This window comes from Pectinatus haikarae, assembly GCF_015732185.1.
Lineage (GTDB): Bacteria > Bacillota > Negativicutes > Selenomonadales > Selenomonadaceae > Pectinatus > Pectinatus haikarae.
In genome coordinates this window covers 31,422-52,997 of sequence record NZ_WIQM01000010.1, presented here as the reverse complement: position 1 = coordinate 52,997, position 21,576 = coordinate 31,422, and the positions used below count along the sequence as shown (strand labels likewise).

19 protein-coding genes are annotated in these 21,576 nt (G+C 41.1%); 4 read left to right on the top strand and 15 right to left on the bottom strand.

The window, feature by feature from the left end; translation table 11 throughout:
- Positions 1-4: 4 nt before the first annotated feature.
- From argR to thrS, 13 genes are all read right to left on the bottom strand, one after another.
- Positions 5-457 (bottom strand): arginine repressor, encoded by a 453-nt coding sequence (gene argR / locus I6758_RS07635; protein WP_196604620.1) that lies wholly within the window; start codon positions 455-457, stop codon positions 5-7.
- 6 nt (positions 458-463) lie between these two features.
- Positions 464-1,018: a tRNA (mnm(5)s(2)U34)-methyltransferase gene (locus tag I6758_RS07630; RefSeq protein ID WP_196604619.1), complete on the bottom strand. Its 555-nt coding sequence runs from the start codon at positions 1,016-1,018 to the stop codon at positions 464-466.
- Positions 1,002-1,868, bottom strand: coding sequence for an NAD(+)/NADH kinase (locus I6758_RS07625; RefSeq protein ID WP_196604618.1), 867 nt, complete (start codon positions 1,866-1,868; stop codon positions 1,002-1,004). The genes I6758_RS07630 and I6758_RS07625 overlap by 17 nt, the downstream gene beginning before the upstream one ends.
- Before the next feature lie 16 nt (positions 1,869-1,884).
- Positions 1,885-2,700 (bottom strand): TlyA family RNA methyltransferase, encoded by an 816-nt coding sequence (locus I6758_RS07620; protein WP_196604617.1) that lies wholly within the window; start codon positions 2,698-2,700, stop codon positions 1,885-1,887.
- Positions 2,701-2,747: 47 nt separating this feature from the next.
- On the bottom strand, positions 2,748-4,625 hold the full coding sequence (dxs, locus tag I6758_RS07615) for a 1-deoxy-D-xylulose-5-phosphate synthase (RefSeq protein ID WP_196604616.1): 1,878 nt from the start codon (positions 4,623-4,625) through the stop codon (positions 2,748-2,750).
- A 14-nt stretch (positions 4,626-4,639) separates the two neighbouring features.
- Complete coding sequence (locus I6758_RS07610) at positions 4,640-5,515, bottom strand: polyprenyl synthetase family protein (protein ID WP_196604615.1); 876 nt, start codon at positions 5,513-5,515, stop codon at positions 4,640-4,642.
- Complete coding sequence (gene xseB, locus I6758_RS07605; protein WP_196604614.1) at positions 5,508-5,756, bottom strand: exodeoxyribonuclease VII small subunit; 249 nt, start codon at positions 5,754-5,756, stop codon at positions 5,508-5,510. The genes I6758_RS07610 and xseB overlap by 8 nt, the downstream gene beginning before the upstream one ends.
- Complete coding sequence (gene xseA, locus I6758_RS07600; protein WP_196604613.1) at positions 5,731-6,963, bottom strand: exodeoxyribonuclease VII large subunit; 1,233 nt, start codon at positions 6,961-6,963, stop codon at positions 5,731-5,733. The genes xseB and xseA overlap by 26 nt, the downstream gene beginning before the upstream one ends.
- 46 nt (positions 6,964-7,009) lie before the next feature.
- Complete coding sequence (nusB, locus tag I6758_RS07595; RefSeq protein ID WP_196604612.1) at positions 7,010-7,414, bottom strand: transcription antitermination factor NusB; 405 nt, start codon at positions 7,412-7,414, stop codon at positions 7,010-7,012.
- Positions 7,415-7,432: 18 nt separating this feature from the next.
- Entirely contained in the window at positions 7,433-7,693 is a 261-nt protein-coding gene (locus I6758_RS07590; protein ID WP_196604611.1) for a DUF2273 domain-containing protein, read from the bottom strand.
- Between the two features lie 30 nt (positions 7,694-7,723).
- A complete protein-coding gene (gene amaP / locus I6758_RS07585; protein WP_196604610.1) occupies positions 7,724-8,293 on the bottom strand; it encodes an alkaline shock response membrane anchor protein AmaP in 570 nt (189 codons plus the stop codon).
- 15 nt (positions 8,294-8,308) lie between these two features.
- A complete protein-coding gene (locus tag I6758_RS07580) occupies positions 8,309-8,722 on the bottom strand; it encodes an Asp23/Gls24 family envelope stress response protein (protein WP_370871638.1) in 414 nt (137 codons plus the stop codon).
- Between the two features lie 209 nt (positions 8,723-8,931).
- On the bottom strand, positions 8,932-10,842 hold the full coding sequence (gene thrS / locus I6758_RS07575; protein ID WP_196604608.1) for a threonine--tRNA ligase: 1,911 nt from the start codon (positions 10,840-10,842) through the stop codon (positions 8,932-8,934).
- Positions 10,843-11,318: 476 nt separating this feature from the next.
- Here thrS and miaB point away from each other — a divergent pair, with 476 nt between their 5' ends.
- The 4 genes from miaB to I6758_RS07555 are packed head-to-tail and all read left to right on the top strand — an operon-like array spanning position 11,319 to position 17,960.
- The gene (gene miaB / locus I6758_RS07570; protein ID WP_196604607.1) at positions 11,319-12,650 is read left to right on the top strand and encodes a tRNA (N6-isopentenyl adenosine(37)-C2)-methylthiotransferase MiaB; all 1,332 of its coding nucleotides are present in this window, start codon (positions 11,319-11,321) and stop codon (positions 12,648-12,650) included.
- Positions 12,634-15,246: a DNA mismatch repair protein MutS gene (mutS, locus tag I6758_RS07565; protein ID WP_231038581.1), complete on the top strand. Its 2,613-nt coding sequence runs from the start codon at positions 12,634-12,636 to the stop codon at positions 15,244-15,246. Before miaB ends, mutS begins: the two co-directional genes overlap by 17 nt.
- Positions 15,243-17,126 (top strand): DNA mismatch repair endonuclease MutL, encoded by a 1,884-nt coding sequence (gene mutL / locus I6758_RS07560; RefSeq protein ID WP_196604606.1) that lies wholly within the window; start codon positions 15,243-15,245, stop codon positions 17,124-17,126. Before mutS ends, mutL begins: the two co-directional genes overlap by 4 nt.
- A 45-nt stretch (positions 17,127-17,171) precedes the next feature.
- A complete protein-coding gene (locus I6758_RS07555; RefSeq protein WP_196604605.1) occupies positions 17,172-17,960 on the top strand; it encodes a class I SAM-dependent methyltransferase in 789 nt (262 codons plus the stop codon).
- 69 nt (positions 17,961-18,029) lie between these two features.
- On the opposite strand, the gene I6758_RS07550 is transcribed toward I6758_RS07555, so the two are convergent.
- Both I6758_RS07550 and I6758_RS07545 read right to left on the bottom strand, forming a co-directional pair.
- Positions 18,030-19,916 carry a type I glutamate--ammonia ligase gene (locus I6758_RS07550; RefSeq protein ID WP_196604604.1) on the bottom strand — a complete coding sequence of 629 codons (1,887 nt, stop codon included), beginning with the start codon at positions 19,914-19,916 and terminating at the stop codon, positions 18,030-18,032.
- A gap of 325 nt (positions 19,917-20,241) precedes the next feature.
- Complete coding sequence (locus I6758_RS07545; protein ID WP_196604603.1) at positions 20,242-21,576, bottom strand: MATE family efflux transporter; 1,335 nt, start codon at positions 21,574-21,576, stop codon at positions 20,242-20,244.

Genomic DNA, 21,576 nt, shown 5'->3' with positions numbered 1-21,576 from the left:
TACATCAAGATATAAATTTTTCCAGTTTTTTCATCACTTTTTCCACGGCAGATAACGGTTTTATAATAACCAATATATTATCGTCACCTGCGACAGTCCCGATTATCTCTGGCCACTTTGCATAATCTAAAGTCGAAGCAACAGCGTTTGCCGCTCCCGGCAGTGTCTTTACTACAATTATATTTTCACTGTAATCTATGTTGATGACACTGTCATGAAAAATACGTTCCATACGGTTCTTTGAAAAAAAGAATTTTTTGTCGGAAGGACAGGCATACCTATAGCGTCCGTCATCAGTAGGTATTTTTATCAGCATCATTTCCTTGATATCTCTCGAAACAGTAGCCTGCGTAACGTCAATATGGTGATTTCGCAATGCTTCGGCCAGCTCTTCCTGTGTTTCAATAATCGAGTTTTCTATAATGCTTTTAATTTTTTCATGTCTCAGTGATTTCACGTAAATTCACCCCTGTTTTTCTATCCAGCACATCGCCGGAGCATTAGTATGGTTATGCAATTTATACCAGCACGCCGTAAAAATATGCTTATCCATCATCTTCGTATATTCAAGCAGCTTCAAATATTCATTATACCCTTCTGCATGTCCGGGATAGGCCAAAATTGAAATTATGCCGTTGATTTTCAACAAATCTTTTACCGCATCTATAGTTTTCAATACTGTATCTGCATGTGTGGTTATTTCGTGCGATGCCCCAGGTAAATATCCCAGATTAAAAATCACCGCATCAGCCTTGTGCTTCACATATTTTTTCATATTTATATGCGAATCACATATGTAAGATATATTTTTCTCATATTTCTTAGTTTTTTCCTTTGTTTTTTCTATAGCTTCTTTTTGGATATCAAAAGCATAAATATGTGCATACTTGGCATTATTTGCTAGAAACAACGTGTCGGACCCATTGCCGCAGGTGGCATCTACAAGAAGATCTGCGTTTTTTACCGCTTCTTTCAGAAGACATTGGTTGATTTGAATAGCATTACTGAGCATCTGCATTTGTATTGCTCCGAATTAACTTATTCAAAAGTATTTTATAATAATTTTTATCATCAAATTTAATGATTTTAGCAGAAAAAGGCGCTCTGCATATCATCACCTGTTCATCCGATGAAATAGGATATACGTCTTGTCCGTCAAAAGTCAGTATTACATCCTGACTGGTATCTTTCACCTTTATATTTATCTCTTCTGTTTCATTTATTATCATTGGTCTCACATAAAAGGTATGCGGGCATATAGGGGTGACTAAAAGCACCTTTACTTTCGGATTTATTATTGGTCCTCCCGCTGAAAGGGAATAAGCGGTAGACCCTGTGGCAGTGGATACAATCAGACCATCGGCACGATAACTCGGTACCTTGTAAGAATCAAATTCCAATTCAAGCCCCACCATCCTGGCCACCCCTGCACTTGTCAAAACGATATCGTTTACTGCATAACCCGCCAGTTTGAGTGCATTGTCCTTCTTTATGTAACCGGCGAGCATAAGACGCTGCTCAATGTTATAATTGCCGTTCAATATCTTGATCAGTTTATTTTCCAGCTCGCTCACTTCAATGTCCGCCAGAAACCCTAAAGTTCCTATGTTTATCCCACATACGGGTATATCGTGAGGTGCAAGCAGCCTGCACACTCCCAGCAGCGTCCCGTCTCCGCCTATACTGATGCCGACATCGATATCCGCATTAAGAATATTTTTTACGCCAATATCTTTGCAGCTGAAAAGCTCTGCCATTTCCTGGGGCAGAAACACATCGGCATTTTGTTTTTCAAAAAATATCCTCATTCTGTCAAGAATATCTTTGCTGGCCTTTTTTTTACAATTCGGGAAAATACCTATTCTCATTTTTTTGCCTCTATTATTATTTTATATCAAGCATCTTATGCGCCTCTGAAACAACACAGCTTATACTGTCATCATTAAGGACACATCTTGTCGGCATATCAGCATTATTCAGATATATAAGATATTCTATATTACCTTCCGGCCCCTTAACCGGTGAAAAAGTTATTCCTTCAATTTTAAGGCCTGTCTCTACAGCAAAATCAGCTATTTTTCTTATAACATTCTCATGGATGCGCGGGTCCTTAACCACGCCTTTTTTACCGACGTTTTCCCGCCCTGCCTCAAACTGAGGTTTTATAAGGGCCGCTATCTTCCCATTTTCAACGAGCAGAGTCTTTGCCACAGGAAGCACCTTGGTAAGCGATATGAATGCCACATCAATAGATGCGAAGTCCGCGTATTCCCCCAAATCAGCCGGTTTAACAAAACGTATATTTGTTCTTTCCATATTTACTACACGATCATCTGTACGCAGACACCACGCCAGCTGCCCGTAGCCAACATCAATAGCAAACACCTTTTTTGCACCATTCTTCAATGCACAATCCGTAAAACCGCCAGTCGACGCACCTATATCAATACATACTTTATCAGTCAATTCTATCGAAAAAGCCTCTATAGCCTTTTCCAGCTTCAGCCCGCCCCGGCTCACATAACCTATATTGTCTCCCAGTATACGTATCGGCAGTTCCGGATCTATCAGCGTACCTGCTTTATCTATCTTCCGCTCATCTACCAAGACCAGCCCTGCCATTATGGTTGTCTTAGCTCTCTCGCGACTTTGGACCAATCCCTTTTCGACCAAGACAACATCTAATCTTTGCTTGCTCATCAACTCTATCCTCTCCGATATATTTATATACAGGGAGATAAGCCCCTTTACTTTATCGAATTTTCCCTTATCACGGAAATTATTCCCTCAGCTGTGAGATTATTTTCCTGCAAAAGTTCGCTGCGCGCTCCCTGGCAAATGAATTGGTCGGGCAACCCCATACATTTTATCTTAGGCGGCATTGCATCATTTCTGCTTAAAATTTCCAATACAGCCGATCCAAACCCTCCTGCCAGTACGTTTTCTTCCACAGTAAGGATAAACCGCTTTGTTCTTCCCAGCTCCGCAAACATATTTTCATCCATCGGTTTAATAAATCTGGCATTCACTACACTGCAGGCGATCCCCTCGTCAGATAATTTTTGTGCGGCCTTTCTTGCCGGATGTACCATCGTTCCTACAGCTATTATAACGGTATCACCTGCTGACTCAGTTATAATTTCTGCCTTGCCAATATCGACAGTCTGCACACCAGCGTCTAAGTTCACTCCACAGGCCTGCCCCCGCGGATATCGGATCACCGCCGGACTTTTACAGCCCGCAGCCGTATACATCATACGGCGCAATTCATTTTCATCTTTAGGAGCCATCATCAATATGCCTGGGATATTTCGCAGAAAAGAATAGTCAAATACGCCATGATGTGTCGGTCCGTCCTCTCCCACTATGCCCGCCCGGTCCAAACAAATGGTAACAGGCAGATTCTGTAAGCAGATATCATGTAAAATCTGATCATAGCCTCGCTGCGCAAATGTGGAATAAAGTGCCACAAACGGTTTCTTCCCTGCGGCGGCCAGCCCGGCAGCCATAGTGAGAGCATGTTCCTCTGCTATGCCCACATCAAAAAAACGTTCAGGATATTTTTGCGAAAAAGGAGTCAGCCCGGTTCCTCCCGGCATAGCGGCAGTAATAGCTACTATATCCTTATCCACTTCCGCCATTTTCAATAACATCTCACTGAAAATCTGTGTATATGTTGGTATATTTGAAATTTTTCCCAGCGATTCGCCTGTTTGAATGTCAAAACGTCCTATGCCGTGAAATTTATCCGGTTTCTTTTCCGCCGGCATATACCCTTTTCCTTTTTTAGTGATGACATGCAGCAATACCGGTCCCTGCATATTATTTATTCCCTGCAGCACCTCTATAAGCTTTGGCATATCATTTCCGTCGACAGGACCTATATATGACAATCCCATTTCCTCGAAAAGATTTCCTGCGACCAGAACATTCTTGATACTGTCTTTAAGCAAGCTGGCAGTTTTATAAACTCTATCGCCTACTTTAGGTAAATGCTGCAGCAGAGTGCCAACATCTTTTTTCACTTTCGTATATTCAGGCGCAATTCGTATTTTGTCCAGATAACGGGAAAGAGCTCCGACATTTTTTGATATAGACATTTCATTATCGTTTAAAATAATAACAATATCTTTTTTTAAGGCGCCGGCATTATTCAACGCCTCAAAGGCCTCTCCTCCCGTCAAAGCTCCGTCGCCGATTACAGCGACGACCTTGTATGTTTGTCTGTCAATATCTCTGGCACAGGCCATGCCAAGTGCAGCAGAAATGGATGTACTCGCGTGACCCGTGCCAAAAGCATCATATTTACTCTCAGTTATCTTAGGGAAACCTGTTATTCCGCCTTTTTTCCTTAATGTATGAAATTTATCACGCCGTCCGGTCAGAATCTTATGTGCATAAGCCTGATGACCCACATCCCAGATAATTTTATCCGTGGGAAAATCAAATACCTTATAAAGCGCTATTGTTAATTCGACAACTCCCAGACTGGATGCAAGATGACCTCCATTTTCAGCTGCCACATCAATAATCAGCTTACGTATCTCCTCTGCGAGCTGCAATAGTTGATTTTGTAAAAGCAGTTTCAAATCATCGGGCTGCTTTATGTTATTTAAAATATCCAAGAGCGCACTTCCTTTTAATTTTGCCTGTCCAACAGCTTTTTTACCAATCCGCGGAGGAATTCAGCTTTACTGCCAAATGGTTCCAGGGCTTCTACAGCATTGGCTATAGATTTTTCTGCCATTTTCCTTGCTTCACTCAGAGAAAGTAGTGATACATAAGTGGATTTGTGATTTTTTTCATCACTGCCCACCGGTTTGCCAATTTTTTCATCGTCTCCGATTACATCCAGTATGTCGTCAGTAATTTGGAAAGCCAGTCCAAATTCATCGGCATATCTTGTGAGCGACGCCAATTCATTCTGATCCGCTTTGGCCAAAATACCGCCTGTTCTTATCGCCGCACGAAACAATGCACCTGTTTTTGCAGAATGCAGTTTTCTCAATTCGTCCAATTCAATATGCCTGTTTTCCGCCGACAGATCAAGAGCCTGCCCGCCTACCATGCCTTCCGGCCCTGCAGCTCTGCTTATTTCTAAAGATATCCGCAGCAGAACAGAAGGATCTACGGCATGCTCAGAAGCAATTACTTCAAATGCCATTGTCAGCAATGCATCGCCCGCCAGAACAGCCATCGCATCACCGTATACTTTATGATTTGTCAGCTTACCGCGGCGGTAATCATCATTATCCATTGCAGGAAGATCATCATGGATAAGAGAATATGTATGAATCATTTCCATGGCGCAGGCAATACGCACATACTTATCACCATTCGCGCCCACAGCATCAGCCGCGGCCATCAGCATAACCGGTCTAAGCCTTTTCCCGCCGGCTTTCAGGCTATAATTCATGGAATCTGCCAGAACTGCATTCAATGCTGTTTTTTCTGAATATAAATGCGACAATGCCTCATTTATTAAAGAAACTTTATGCTGCATATATTCATTCATTATCATTTTCTCCCGCGTCTATATTGACGGGAACTTGTTCACCGGAAGCACTCAATTCCCAAAGGCCGCTTATTTCTTTATCGGCATTTTCAAGTTCACCGCGGCAAAATTTGATAAGATCAGTGCTTTCCCTGTACTTTTTCAAAATATCATCCAAAGCCAGTTCCCCTTTTTCCAATTCATTTACCAAACCCTCAAGTCTGTCAACAGCTTCCTCAAAGCTTTTCTTTTTCCTTGCCATTATATTGCATATCCTTCACTATATCTTCAACAGAAGTTAAAACCTGCCCATCTGCCAAAATAATTTTCAGTTTATCATTTTTACTCAAGAGAGAAACACTGTTTATGATCACCTTATCTTTATATATCAAAGAATATCCTCTCTTCATAGCAGCCTCCGGGTCTAGCAGAGAAGCCTTCCCTTCTAAGACAGCCAATGCACTTTTTTTTATTTCCATCTGCCTGCGCAATGAATTGTCTAATCCGGCAAAGAGCTGATCCATCTGCTGATGTCTGCTGCCTAAAAGATAATAGCTGTCTTTAAAAACAATGCTGTTAATGCATTTGTTCAAGCGTTCATGCAGGACAGTAAAATTTTTGCGCATAATATTCATTATATTTTTTTCCAGAAAGGATAATCTTTGCAGCCATTCTTCCCTGGAGGGGATGCACAATTCAGCGGCATGCGACGGTGTTGCCGCACGAACATCACTGACAAAATCAATCAGTGTGAAATCAGTTTCATGCCCAACCGCAGAAATAACGGGTACAGCGGAAGAGTATACTGCTCGTACTACACCTTCATCATTGAACGGCCACAAATCTTCCATTGAACCGCCTCCGCGCCCGATTATAATAACATCACACAGATTTCTATGCTGATTGAAATACTTCAGGGCGGCAACCAGCTGTTCAGATGAAGCCTTTCCTTGAACAGGGACCGGGAAAAGCAGCAATTTCACAGAGGGATCACGTCTGAAAGCCACACGGAATATATCATGAAGTACCGCTCCGGTTTTCGACGTAATAATGCCAACACATTTAGGATGCACTGGCAGGTTTTTTTTATGGGCGGGAGAAAACAAACCTTCCTCTTCCAACTGATTTTTCAGCTGCTCATACCGCACACTCAAAGCACCGGCACCATCTGCTATCAATTGCTCTATATATAACTGATAAGTACCATCCCGTTCATATACGCTGATACTGCCACACGCTATGACCATTAGACCATTTTCAGGCCTGAACCGCAGTTTCTGCGCAAAACGGCGAAAAATGACACTTTTTATGGCAGCTTTATCATCTTTCAAAGTAAGATAGCAATGCCCGGACGAATGCAGTTTGAAATTTGATATTTCACCACGTATCATTACCTTTTTTAAATTATCATCAGCAGACATTATCTCACTGATATAAGAATTTATTTGACTAACACTATAAACAGCCATAAATATTCCTTTTAAGCAAAAAGCCGGGCTTCTGCCCGGCTTTAATTCATTTTCTGACGATAGAACCCAAAACGCCGTTAATAAAACGACTGGAATCATCTGTTCCAAATTGTTTGGCCAGTTCAACAGCCTCATTTATTATTATTTTGGGAGTCAAATCCGCACTGCCAAATTCCAGTTCATAAACAGCGATGCGCAGGATATTTCTGTCCACCGCCGGCATTCTGTCAAGATGCCAGTCCCCTGATACTGCACCTATTTTACTGTCAATATATGCCTTATTGTCTATTGTTCCGTCCACTAGATTATGCATATACAAAAAATCCCGCTCTTTCAGAACCTTTGTAAGACCCAAAACACCGTCAATAGCATTTTCCTTGTTAAGGATGCTGTTAAGATCAAGCTGAAACAGCGTTTGCAAAGCTACACAGCGAGCCTGCCTTCGACTCATAAATAAAAATTTCTCCTTTTAGCGACGAAATACAGGCGGAATAAATTTTTGTATATAATCAAGAATATTTTCCGCAGTTTCTAATAAATCGTCATTTCTGTCTATTTTATTGCCTATGAACAATCCTATTCCGATAAAAAACAAAACAAAAAGTGTTTTAAAAAAACCAAAAATTAAAATGGATAAACTTATTATCAAACCCAGAAAAATTCCCAAACTTTTTCCGCGGTGATTATCCCAAAGGAATTTTATACATTTTTTCCAAGAAAAGTTTTCCATAATTTACTCCAAGTCAATTATCAAGCCATATCAAATTACACGTTTCTTTTTGCTGCCGCTGGCGGATATATTATCTATAATTATATCCATAGAAACATCATCCAGTCCCATGTAAAGCGCTAACTGACTCTTAATGTTCTTTTGTATCTCATCAGATATATCAACAGCACTGTACTCCTGCCCAAGCATCAGCTTTATTTTAAGATCCGTAGTCAAATCATCATGGTCTGCTTTTTTCAAAAACCTGACTTTCACCTTCACATCGCGTACTCCGGGCATACCAGAACATAGCTTTGTGCAAAAACCAAGTATAGCTCCTTTGGAAATTTTCACATCACCCTGCGCGCCGTGTACAATGATCCCTTCACCGCCCAGATCTCTATCTCTTTTTGATGCAAAACAATTTCCCATAAGTTCAATACTGATAAGAAAAACCAAGGCAGCAGCGACTATCGTTTCTGCCCGTCCCAGAATATAAAGCAGATCGTTCCATAAATCATCAGGCGGAACAACACCTGTACATAAAACAATAACTCCCAGTGACAGCAAAGCGATACATGCGGTGTAAAAAAACAATAAGAATCGATTTATAATCCCCATTGAAAAGCCTCTTTCTCAGCGGACACGAACGACTTCTTCCCTTTCTTCCTTTTCTTCAGGAGGAAAGCCTACGCCCTGTACATGAATATTTATTTCTACTACATGCAGTCCTGTCATCATTTCAATAGCCTTTTTAACATTTTCTTGTACAAGCAGAGCGATATCAGGAATACGCGCACCATATTTTACAATAAGATATAAATCAACAGCAGCTTCCTGTTCCCCTACTTCAACCTTAACACCTTTAGAAAAATTCTTTCTGCCGAGCATCTCAGCTATTCCGCCGACCAGACCGCCGCTCATGCCGTCAACGCCCTCTATTTCTGTTGCTGCGAGACCTGCAATAATGCTGACGACCTCATCAGCTATACGGATGGAACCCAAGCCTGTTTTCTTATCTTTTTTGTCTGCAATAGTATCCATTGTCATCTCTCCTTTTACACTTGACGTATATTATTCCTGCCTTATTATATCAAATGCTGTATGAATATACAACTTCATTCTGTTTTTATAAAAAAGATTCCATATAATTATACACGCTTCATGTTAAACAGAAAATGACACAGACATCTTGCCTGCGTCATTTCCTGCTTAGAAAAAAAAGATGAAGAAAACCGTATTTTTCTTTCAGACGGCAATCACTTTTTTTCCTCTATTTGTTTCTGCAGCATTGCTATAAATTCATCTGTCTGCATCGTTTCTGTCGACTGTTCACCGTGTTTTCGTACAGACACATTATTTTCTTCAAGTTCCTTATCGCCGACGATCAAAATATACGGAATTTTTTTCACCTGACATTCCCGCATTTTATAACCGACTTTTTCATTTCTATCATCGACTTCTACCCGAAGTCCAAGATCAAACATTTTCTTTTTCAACGAATATGCATAATCAGCATTTTTATCGGTAATCGGCAGGATCTTTATCTGAACAGGTGCAAGCCATGCGGGAAAAGCACCAGCGTAGTGTTCGATCAATATCCCGATAAAGCGTTCAATACTTCCATATACTACACGATGAACCATAACAGGACGATGCTTCTGTCCGTCTTCACCGGTATATGTCATTTCAAATTTCTCCGGCATGAGCATATCAAGCTGTATTGTGCCGCACTGCCATGTACGTCCAAGTGAATCAGTAAGATGAAAATCGATCTTCGGTCCGTAAAAAGCACCGTCACCTTCATTGACCACATACTCCAGTCCGCGGTGTTCAAGTGCGCTTTTCAGTGCCGCCGTTGATTTTTCCCACACTTCATCCGACCCCATAGAATCATCGGGACGCGTGCTCAATTCGGCATGATAAGACAACCCAAATGTGCTGTATACTTCGTCAAACAAATCTATCGTATGCTGTATTTCCTCTTCAATTTGTGATGGTAGCATAAATATGTGCGCATCATCCTGCGTGAAGTTGCGAACGCGCATCAAACCGTGCAAAGCTCCTGACAATTCATGTCTGTGCACCAGCCCCAGCTCCGCGGTTCTGAGTGGCAGCTCACGATAACTGTGCGGCTGAGTCTTATAAATGAGTATCCCGCCGGGACAATTCATAGGTTTTATTGCATAATCTTCATCATCGATTTTCGTAAAATACATATTTTCTTTGTAATGGTCCCAATGACCGGATTGTTCCCATAAATGTCGGTTTAAAATTATCGGGGTTTTGATTTCCTGATAGCCATAACGGCGATGAACTGAACGCCAGTAATTGATAAGCTCATTTCTTATGACCATTCCGTTTGGATGAAAAAAGGGAAAACCCGGACCTTCTTCATGCAGGCTGAACAGATCCAGCTCCTTGCCAAGCTTCCTGTGGTCGCGCCGCGCTGCTTCTTCAAGCATATGCAAATATGCATCAAGATCCGCTTTCTTTTCAAATGCCGTTCCGTAGATACGCTGAAGCATTTTATTTTTTGCATCACCGCGCCAATATGCACCGGTGACATTCTGCAGTTTAATTGCTTTTATTTTTCCTGTCGAAACGAGATGAGGGCCTGCGCAAAGATCAGTAAATTCCCCCTGCGTATATAAAGTTATCAGTGCGTCTTCCGGTAAATCCTTTATGAGCATTACCTTATATATCTCGCCTTTTTCTTCAAACATTCTTATTGCTTCTGCTCTTTGCACTTCACTTCTTACAATCGGCAGGTTTTCTTTGACTATTTTTTCCATTTCTTTCTGGATTTTGTCCAAATCAGCCTGCCCAAGCTGTTTTTCCATATCTATATCATAATAAAATCCGTTATCAATTGCAGGTCCAATGGCCAGCTGCACATTTTTATCTCCATAAATACGCTTTACGGCTTGTGCCAGAACATGAGAAGCACTATGTCTTAATGCCCAGCGTCCATCCGCATCATCAAATGTCATAAATTCAACACGGCAGTCCCTTGTAAGCGGCGTCATCAAATCCGAATTACTGCCGTCTATCTTTGCGGACAATACCTTTTTTGCCAGACTGTTGCTGATTTTTTTCAGAAACTCCAGAACCGTTGTATTCTTCTCGATCTCTTTTACACTGCCGTCTTTTAATGTAATTTTTATCATTATCTTCTGCCTCCCGTTATAATCAAATAACTTTTTTTTAAATCTAAAATAAAAAATCCCCGTCTCCATATGAATAATATTCATGCAGAGACGAGGTTGTATTCACTCGCGGTCCCACTCTGCTTGCCGTCTAAAATCAACGGCCAGCTCATGCATCTTCTAACGATGATGAATCGATGCGGCATACTTAAATTTCCCCCGCATAGCTTAAAAGTGGTAATTCAGCAGATATTTTAAGGTACTCGCAGCAAACGCACCTCTCTCTGAAAAATATCACCGCTTAATCATGTCTTTCGCATATCTGATTACTGTATTATTTGATTGTTGATTATAGCACCTGCATATATTGATGTCAATTCATAATCAAAAATTTTCAACGAACGTGCATTTTTTATATATTGCATTCCATATAATATCTAGTTTATAATAATATATTACGAAGAAATTAAAGTAAGAACCTGCAGGGGTAATAATTAATGATACACTATAAATATATGATCTTAACTTACGGCTGTCAAATGAATGAAAGCGATTCGCAAAGGATGGGAACACAGCTCGAAATACTGGGCTATGAAAAGACACTAGTCTTAGATGAAGCCGATGTAATACTACTCAATACCTGCTGCGTCAGAGAAAGCGCAGAAAATAAAATATACGGAAAAATCGGCGAAATAAAGCATTTAAAACAGGCTAAACACGAACTTATTTTCGGTATAGTCGGCTGCATGGCACAAAAAGAAGGTGAAGCCTTATTCAAAAGAGCGCCGCATATAGATTTCGTTTTAGGCACAAATAATATTCATGAACTTAACAATATCATAAACGATATCAAGCTGTCCCGCCACCATATGACCAAGCTGGCACCAGCCGACGGCGGTATACCTCAGGAAGTTTTACCGCCTTCCGGAAATTCACTTTCGGTATGGATCCCTATTATGTACGGCTGCAATAATTTTTGTACCTACTGCATTGTTCCTTATGTAAGAGGCCGGGAACACAGCCGCCCAATGCATTCTATAATAGAAGAAACGAAAAAATACAGTGCTGATGGTGTGAAAGAAATAACACTGCTGGGGCAGAATGTCAATTCATACGGTAAGGATATGCCCGAAGGTGATTTTGCCGACCTTTTATATGAACTGGATAAAATCGACGGCATAGAACGAATCCGTTACATGACTTCTCACCCGCGTGATTTAAATGATAAAGTGATTGAAACCATAAAAAACAGCCGGCATATCTGCACTCACTTCCACCTTCCTGTTCAATATGGCAGCGACCGTATCTTGAAAGCCATGAACAGAGGATATTCTCTTGAATATTATCGAAAGCTCGCAGAAAAGGTACGCAAGGCTATACCCGAATGCAGTCTCACGACAGACCTTATAATCGGTTTTCCCGGAGAAACAGATGCAGACTTTGAACAAATGCTCACTTTTCTCAGGCAGATGCGTTATGATGCGGCATATACCTTTTTATATTCCAAAAGATCCGGCACACCGGCAGCCACTATGGACAATCAGGTGTCCGACTCCGTGAAAAAGAATCGTTTGAATCAGCTTATGTCAATTCAGAACGAAATCAGTCTGCAAATAAACGAAGCTTTTATAAATAAGACTGTTCAGGTCATGGTCGAGGGACCGAGCAGAACTGATGCGTCGGTCTATACAGGCCGTACTTCCACAAATAAAATCGTTCTTTGGCAAAAGAATGGAACAGAAAAGGCTGGAGATATCCTCAATGTACGGATCACGCATCCACAAACTTGGATATTAAAAGGTGAGGCACAATATGCTAAAGAAAAATAATGAACGACTCAGCAGCCAGGAAATAACACCAATGATGCAGCAATATTATGAAATGAAAGGACAGTCAGGTGAAGCCATTCTATTTTTTCGGCTTGGTGATTTTTACGAAATGTTTGATGAGGATGCACAGACCGCTTCAAGAGAATTGGAACTTACTCTGACAGCCAGAAGTAAAATACCTATGTGCGGCATTCCTTATCACGCTGCCGAAAGTTATATAAACAGACTTATCAATAAAGGCTATAAGGTTGCCATCTGCGAACAAATCGGTGATCCTAAAGCTAAAGGCCTTACCAAAAGAGAAATCATAAAAATAATCACCCCGGGAACAGTTATGGATGAGTCGGCCCTGCCCGGACTGCAGAATAATTATATTGTTCTTATTCACGAAAGTGAGAATATACTTATTTTGTCCGGAGCTGATATATCAACGGGTGAATGCTTTTACAGTGTCTATGAAGGTCCTGATCGCTGCCAGACACTGTGCGATGAACTTTATCGGCTGATGATGGCTGAATTGCTTATTATAAGCGGGTTGTCCTGTGCAGAAAAAATTCTTGAATTTTTAAATCTGCATATTCCTAAATGCGTTGTAACTAAAATTGCTGCTGTGTCTGCAGCCGTGGACGACCGCATCACTGAACATTTTGCTGCACCTGACCGTCCCGCCAAAACCATTGCTTCTGCCGCTATCGCTTCATTACTTGATTACCTGCATGCGGCGGCAAAAACAGATCTCAGTCACTTGAACCATCTCACATACCTTGACGCCTCTGCCAATCTGGTCATTGATACCTACACCCTGCGAAATTTAGAAATAACACATAATCTCCACGACGGCGGCAAAAGCGGCACTTTGTTTTCTGTATTGGATTTTACCGGTACTGCAATGGGAAGCCGCAAGCTTTCAAAATGGCTGGAATATCCATTGCTTGACAGGTATAAAATTGAACAGCGTCTTGATGCCGTGGAGGAACTGTCCAAGGATTTTTCACGCAGAGAACAGCTCTCTCTTCTGTTGAAATCCATATATGATTTTGAAAGATTACTTACCCGCGTAGAGGTCGGCTCAGCAAATGCCCGAGATATGCTGGCCTTAAAAAAATCGCTCTATACACTGCCTGAACTGAAGGATTCTCTGCACGGCAGCACCGCTGCCTTTTTACAATCAATAGATAAAAATATAAAAACCTATAGTGAATTGGTTGATTTGCTTGAAAAATCCATTGACGATAATCCCGGTTTTCTTTTGCGGGACGGCGGCATAATAAAGGACGGTTTTGACGAAGAACTCGATGAATATCGGCATCTGGCCTCAGACAGCCAGACATTGCTTCAGCAGATGGAAAATGAACAGAAGCAGCAAACCGGCATAAAATCTTTGAAAATAAGCTATAATAAGGTTTTCGGTTATTTCATCGAGATACGCAAGAGCAATCTGGAGCAGGTCCCGGCTGATTATATACGCAAACAGACTTTAGTAAATACAGAAAGATACATAACTCCGGAGTTAAAAGAATTTGAAACAAAAATACTCGGTGCACAAGAGAAGATTCTTCAAATAGAATACAGACTGTTCGCGGAAATACGTGAAGAAGTAAAAAAGCACGTGTCAAGTATTCAAACGACTGCGCAGAATATAGCCTGTCTTGATGTCATAACGTCGTTTGCCGCGGCAGCCGCCGCTTACAATTATATACGGCCGACTTTAAATGGCAGAGGCGGCATATCGATAAAAGACGGCCGTCATCCGCTTATCGAGCGCATCTTAACACGAGAGCTCTTTGTTCCAAATGATACTATGCTTGACAATGGCGAAAACGAAATCCTCATCATAACCGGCCCCAATATGGCCGGGAAATCCACATATATGCGCCAGACAGCACTCCTGACGTTAATGGCCCAAGCAGGAAGTTTCATTCCTGCCAGAGAGGCTGTTATATCTCCCGTCGACAGAATATTCACCCGTATAGGTGCCAGTGATGATCTGGCGAGCGGTCAAAGTACGTTTATGGTTGAAATGAACGAGGTAGCTCACATTTTAAAATACGCTACAAAAAACAGTCTCATTATTCTCGATGAAATAGGCAGAGGGACCAGCACCTTCGACGGAATGAGCATTGCCCGCGCAGTAATCGAGTATATACGTGATAAAGTAAACGCTAAAACGCTCTTTGCCACTCATTATCATGAACTCACAGACCTGGCCGATGAAAAACATGTCAAAAATTATTGTGTGGCCGTGAAAGAAAAGGGCAGCAAGGTTTCGTTCCTGCGGCGGATAATCAGCGGCAGTGCAGACAAATCTTACGGCATCCATGTCGCTAAACTGGCCGGACTGCCTAAGGCAGTTACTGATCGGGCAGAAAAAATATTGGTCGGCCTTGAAGCTGCGGATACCAGAAAAAAATTTCAAGCGGTAAATGACAACCCTCCAAAAAAAAACTCGGCACCGCCCGTTATGGACACACTGTTTGCTTCTGCCCTGAACACGGAGCTGCTGAATATTGACATAACTACCATGACTCCGTTAGAGGCAATGAATATACTTTATAAACTGCAACAGCAGGCAAGAAGGGAGACCGGAAAATTATGAGCAGTATCCATGTGCTTGACGAAAATACTATAAATAAAATAGCGGCCGGTGAAGTTGTTGAACGCCCTTCCTCCGTTGTCAAAGAGCTCATGGAAAATTCAATTGACGCCGGTGCCAGCAAGATCGACGTAGAGATAATGGCAGGCGGAACAAGTTTTATAAGAATAACAGATAATGGCAGAGCCATGACCCGCGAAGATGTTCAGGTTGCCATTCTTCGGCATGCAACAAGTAAAATCACCGCAGTTGGCGATCTTGAAAAGATAGCCACACTTGGTTTTCGCGGAGAAGCCCTTCCTTCAATAGCTGCCGTTTCCAGATTCTCCATTCTTACGCGAAGAGCACAGGATGAGCTCGGCACCAGTGTTAAAATCATCGGGGGAAAACTTGAAGATATCGGAGAAGCGGGATGCGGAATAGGTACGACAATAAAGGTAGAGGATCTTTTTTTCAATACTCCCGCCAGAAAAAAATTCTTAAAAACCACCTCCACCGAAACAAATAAAATAAATGATTATGTTATCAAGCTGGCTTTTTCCAATCCCCAAATAGCCGTAAAACTCATCAGCAACAATAAAATCACCGTCATTACTCCCGGAACAGGCTCACTAAAAGATACGATCACAGGCATATACGGCAGAACCGTCGGTCAGGAACTGCTTACGCTTGGCTTTAATGACGAAGACGTAAAAATAACAGGTTATATAAGCAAACCGGCTGTCATAAGGAGCAGCCGGACGTGGCAGACTTTTATAGTCAACGGCAGAATAATCACCAGCCGGATGATAAGCCGCGCGATAGACAATGCTTATCATTCTTTATTGCCAAAATCTGGTTATCCCTTAGCAGTCCTTAATATTGAGGTCGCCAAAAACACTATAGACATAAATGTTCATCCGCAAAAAATCGAACTAAAATTTGCCGATGAGGGCCGGCTGTTTAAAGCTGTCTATAAAACAATACTTGATGCTGTCCGTCCCGCTCAAAGTGATGATGCAAAGACACTTGACGCCTTTGCCGCACCTGCAGATTTTATCCGTCCCCGCTATGAAGAGCCCATGCTGCATAGCGTATCCGCGCCCAACAGCGAAACTCCAGAAACTTCATCTGCATTAATGATCCATGAAACTAATCACAGCGGTGGTCTGCATTCCGAAGACACATCTTTTCTGCGAGAAGCTGACGCAGATGATTTCAAAATGGCAAAAGAACAAATTTATGCTATGAAAAACACTGCCGTCATCTCACAGAATATGCAAAATGAAAATATTCTTGCTGATACCCAAACCGATCCGCAGCTTTCTGCTGCCAGAGAACTTTTTCCGCTTGGTCAGATTGATCTGTGCTACATCATAGCACAGGGAGAAGACGGTATGTATATAATAGATCAGCATGCCGCGCACGAACGAATACTCTATGACAGATTTGGCCTTGCAAAGGATCGCATTGTTTCTCAGCAGCTCTTGGTACATCTTCTTTTGAATCTTTCTTCTGCAGAATACGATCTGCTGGAAGAAAACAGGGAAATTCTGTACAAATTGGGATTTAATGCCGAATCATCAGGCCCGCAGCAATTCAGACTTATGGAGATACCGGCAGATATCCCTATGGATGAGGCTGAAAACACAATACGAGACATACTTGCTTCATTAAATGAAATGCACACACCCACACCGCAGGAAATACGGCATGCCTGTCTGGCAACAGCAGCATGCAGGGCAGCTATCAAAGCAGGTGACAAATTGACCTTGCAGCAAATGAAAATAATTCTCGACGAATTGGCTCATACCAGACTGCCCTATACCTGTCCGCACGGCAGACCCACAACCATTAAATTTGAGCATCGTGATCTAGCGAAAATGTTCAAACGAATACAATAATATTTTCCCTGGGAAAATACGTCCACAAGGTGCTATATAACATTTATGAATAATTTTTTTATCACTACCGGCCGTCGAACAGACGGAAACTGTATAGTCAAAGCTCATTCTCTTGCCGAAAAATATAATATGCATTTTATTTATCGGAACAATGAACCGTTGGCGCAAATAAAAAAAAGACACAACTGCCAAACAGTCATTATTGTAAAAAGAGAACGCATAAGTATTGCCACATCTTCCGGTGAACTTTTTTTTCATCCAAATATGGCACAATTGCGAATAAAAAGACTTCTGAAAAATGAAAAGGACAATATGCTCACGGCAATGGATCTCAAAAAGGGAATGTCCGTGCTTGACTGCACATTGGGGTTCGCCACTGATGCGCTTATCAGTGCATTCAGAAGCGGTACTCTCGTTATAGGTCTTGAAGCCGATCCTCTTTTAGCTCTCATTGCAGAGGAAGGACTCCGTGCAGCTGATTTTTCTGTAAAAGAATTGACAAAAGCTGCACATAATATAAAAGTAATAAATGTAAATCATGAAGAATATTTACAAAAGCTGCCCGATAAAAGCATTGATGTAGTTTATTTCGATCCTATGTTCCGCCACCCTCTTATGGACAGTCTCAGTCTCACTCCCTTGCGTATTTTAGCCGATACAGCACCTGTAACAAAAAAAAGCATAGATGAAGCCTGCCGTATTGCTAAACATCGGGTCGTACTGAAAGAAAACAGCAAAAGCAATGAATTTGATCGACTTGGGTTTTCTTCCATTTGCGGTGGCCGATATAGTCCCATCCACTACGGAATTATTAAAATAGGAAAGTATGTATAATAAACAAATCCTCTGCATTTCCTGATTTATTAAAAAACAGGAAATGCAGAGGATTTTTATGCTAAATCATTAAATCATATTCATTTTATAATCAGAATAAAGAGCTTTTAACTCTTCCATCTTATCATACATTTCAATCTGAAGTCCTGATGCTGTCGCAAAATCATTTTCATCTAATGACTTGATCAAAAGAGTAAACAATGATTTTTCATCAATACTGTCTTTTGCCAGATAGCAGCGGATACCATTGATCTTATTCCAGTTGTAAGCATCCTGATCCGTCACGAAAGTCGATGCAATTTCCTTACAGGCACTGACAATAACACGATTTTCCGGAATTATACGGCTGATAATTTCCGTTTTCCAACGTATAAGCTCACCGGAAACAAATGCATCAATGATCTGATCACGCAACGCCCCGCCAGCAGTAACCACAGCACGTTTTTCCGGGAAATTCTTCAAAGCCTGCAGATTTTCCCATACAGTAGCAGGTGGAATAGAGAACAGATGATCGCGTTCTTCCTGTGTATAATCTTCAAAAACATCGTCTTCACTGCGATAAGCACGATCTTTTTCAAGATACCCTGCTACAGTGCCTGCTTCCTTGGAAAGTTCATCAAGAAGTTCATCCGTTGTTTTATTGACAGCATATTTTACACCGTCGAGTATAGCAGAGTAAATAGCAGCCAAGGCAACATAAGTATTGGTATAAGGATTACATGCGCGCAATTCAAAACGAGTTGCCATAGGACTTTTTATATCACGTACAAGACCTGCAAGAATGGTACGATTACGGGAAGGCACTTCAGGCTTATGACCCAGTGAAGTAACAATACATATAGGTGCTTCAAATCCCGGTTTCAAACGATTAAGAGAATCATTTGTAGAAGAAACGAAAGGATTAATGACTTCATAATTTTTAAGCAGCCCCATAATGGCACCATAACCAACGGAACTCATGAAATCCTTTGTCATTTCTTTAGGAGAAAAGAGATTTATTACCTTGCCGCTTTTCAGCTTAGCAGCCATCCCAATATGAGTATGTTCACCATTACCGGCAAGACCGATCATCGGTTTAGCCTTGAAATTGACTTCAAGTCCGTTAGCACGGAAAACTTCTTTTACAAGTGTCCGGACGAACAATTCATTATCTGCCGCTTGGACAGCATTAGCAAATTTCCAATCTATTTCTATCTGTTCGCAGACATGGTTCATATTACCGGAAGCATCCATATGCCCCTTCATGCCGCCAACTTCTTTATGTCCCATTTCAGGTTCCAGACCGTAAGCCTGCATTGCAAGGATCGTCTGTTCCAGCGCAGAACGAACAGCACCGCGTGTACGCTGCCAATACTGTTCCTGCATGACCTGCGATGCACTCATTTCAGGAATATCAGCTTCAGCCAACGGTGTTTTAACCCAGAACTCAAGTTCGGTAGCCGACGTGAAAATAATATCTTCAACGTCACTGCCCTTAATATGTTCCAATCCGGAAACAACATCTTTTTTAGCGAATAAGCTAAGTAATTCTTTTTTGACAAATGCAAGCGTATCAGTCAAAACGGCTCGTGAATCGACTCTTTTATCTTCATGGATAAGGAACGAAGGTATGCGGAGTGTGCCGATAGGTTTTTCAAGTTCTTCATCAAAATTTTCCATATTATAGTCAATAAACCAATTAACTGCGGAGTCAACCGGCATATCAACCTTAGCATTATTCAATGTTGCAATATTAGTCAGAACGACAGAAGAACCATCTGTTTGAACAGCAGAACCTTCATAGAATTTGTCTATATCCTCTAAAAAAACCTGTATAGGGATTTTTTCGTCTGTATCGTTACCTGCCAAATCAATACCGACTAATGAAACAAATTTGATTTCAGGGTGTTCTTTCAATTTGCTAAGAATGTCCTCTTTTGTAGAATTCGCGGGGATAACGAAAAGTAAATCGTCCATAAGAAAACCACCTTTAAATTTAAAAATTAAGCAATAAAAAAACCATATGAATATATCAATCCTGCACTACCCGTGAAGAAATGAAATTACCATATGGCGCCATTGCCTTGTTAACATCTTTACGATACATATATTAGCATACATACATAACTTTGTCTAGCATTTTATAGTAGTTTTTGAAAGTATTCAGCTAAAAATCATAAAAATATAAGAAAAAAGAGTAAATATGTTAATTATCTTAGAAAAATAGTCCTGTTGTCCCCATAAATATTAAGATAAGTTTAGATGCTTAACATAACTTGTCCGCCGGCTTAATATATTTATATCAAATAAGATGCCTGTTTTTCCATTTTCCGCTGTGCCAGCGGTATATGAAAACCAAAGCTCTTATGCATTCATCACATGCCATGCCTATCCATATGCCTACTAATCCCATCTGCATGACAATACCTAAAAAATATGCCATACCGACAGCAATGCTCCACATGCATATAATACCGACAATCACAGGTGTACGAATATCTCCGGCTGCCTGTAAGGAGGCTACCATAACTATATTGACGCCGCGTCCCAATTCAAGAAAAATTTCTACAAATAAAATAGCATGCCCCAATGCCAGGATATCACGGTCACTTGTAAAAACGCGCAATATATAATCACTGCCTGTATAAAACACAATTGTCATCACCAGACATATAAAAACCGAAAGAGTAGCCGTATACCAGACTTTTCGGCCTACCTCCTTCGATCTGCCGGCACCTATCAGATAGCCGACAATGATCTGCGCGGCAGAAGACAAAGCTATAGAATAAATATAGCAAAACGTTGCCAGGATATAAACATACACTTTAGTATTTATAACAGCCAGTCCGAACATATTGACCATCTTCATGATAGTCATCTGTGACAACTGATATGACAGCGTTTCTCCTCCGGAAGGAATACCAATGGAAAGCACTTGTTTTAGGGTTTTCCAGGGGAAAGGATGCAGATACCGCCATGACATTTTGACATTGAGATATCGGCGAAATATATAGAACAATAATACCAATCCCAAAAATTTACTGCAGTTTGTGGAAATGGATACACCGAAAACTCCTAAAGCGGGAATAGGACCAATGCCAAAAATGAGAACAGAATTGCTGAGGATGTGGAAAACATTTATGAAAAGGGATATAAGCATAGTAGTTTTCGTCCATGAATGTCCTCTGAAGCAGGCAACAAGAGAAAAATACAGACCTTGAAAGACTATTCCGCCTGCCACTATGCTGAAATACAAATTGGTTTCTTCCATAATTGCTTCCGGCACTTGCAGCCATTGAAAAAGCTGCTCGCGAAAAAGGAGCAGAAAAAAACTGGCCGTCAAACTGAAAACACCATTAAAAGCAAAGGAAACCGTACATATTTCCTCAATTTTTTGTTTATTTTTAGCACCGAAATATTGGGCTATAAGGATAGTTGTGGCCGTACTGATTACGGTAAGCAGCAGAATTATCACATTCATAACTTGATTTGCATTAGCCACAGCCGCAACAGAAGCCTGAGAGTAACGGCTGATCATGAACTGATCGACATTACCGATCATCATTTGCAGAAATACTTCAACAAAGATCGGCCAACTCATTTTTAGTATGGATGGTGTAAATGTATTTTTCGTCAT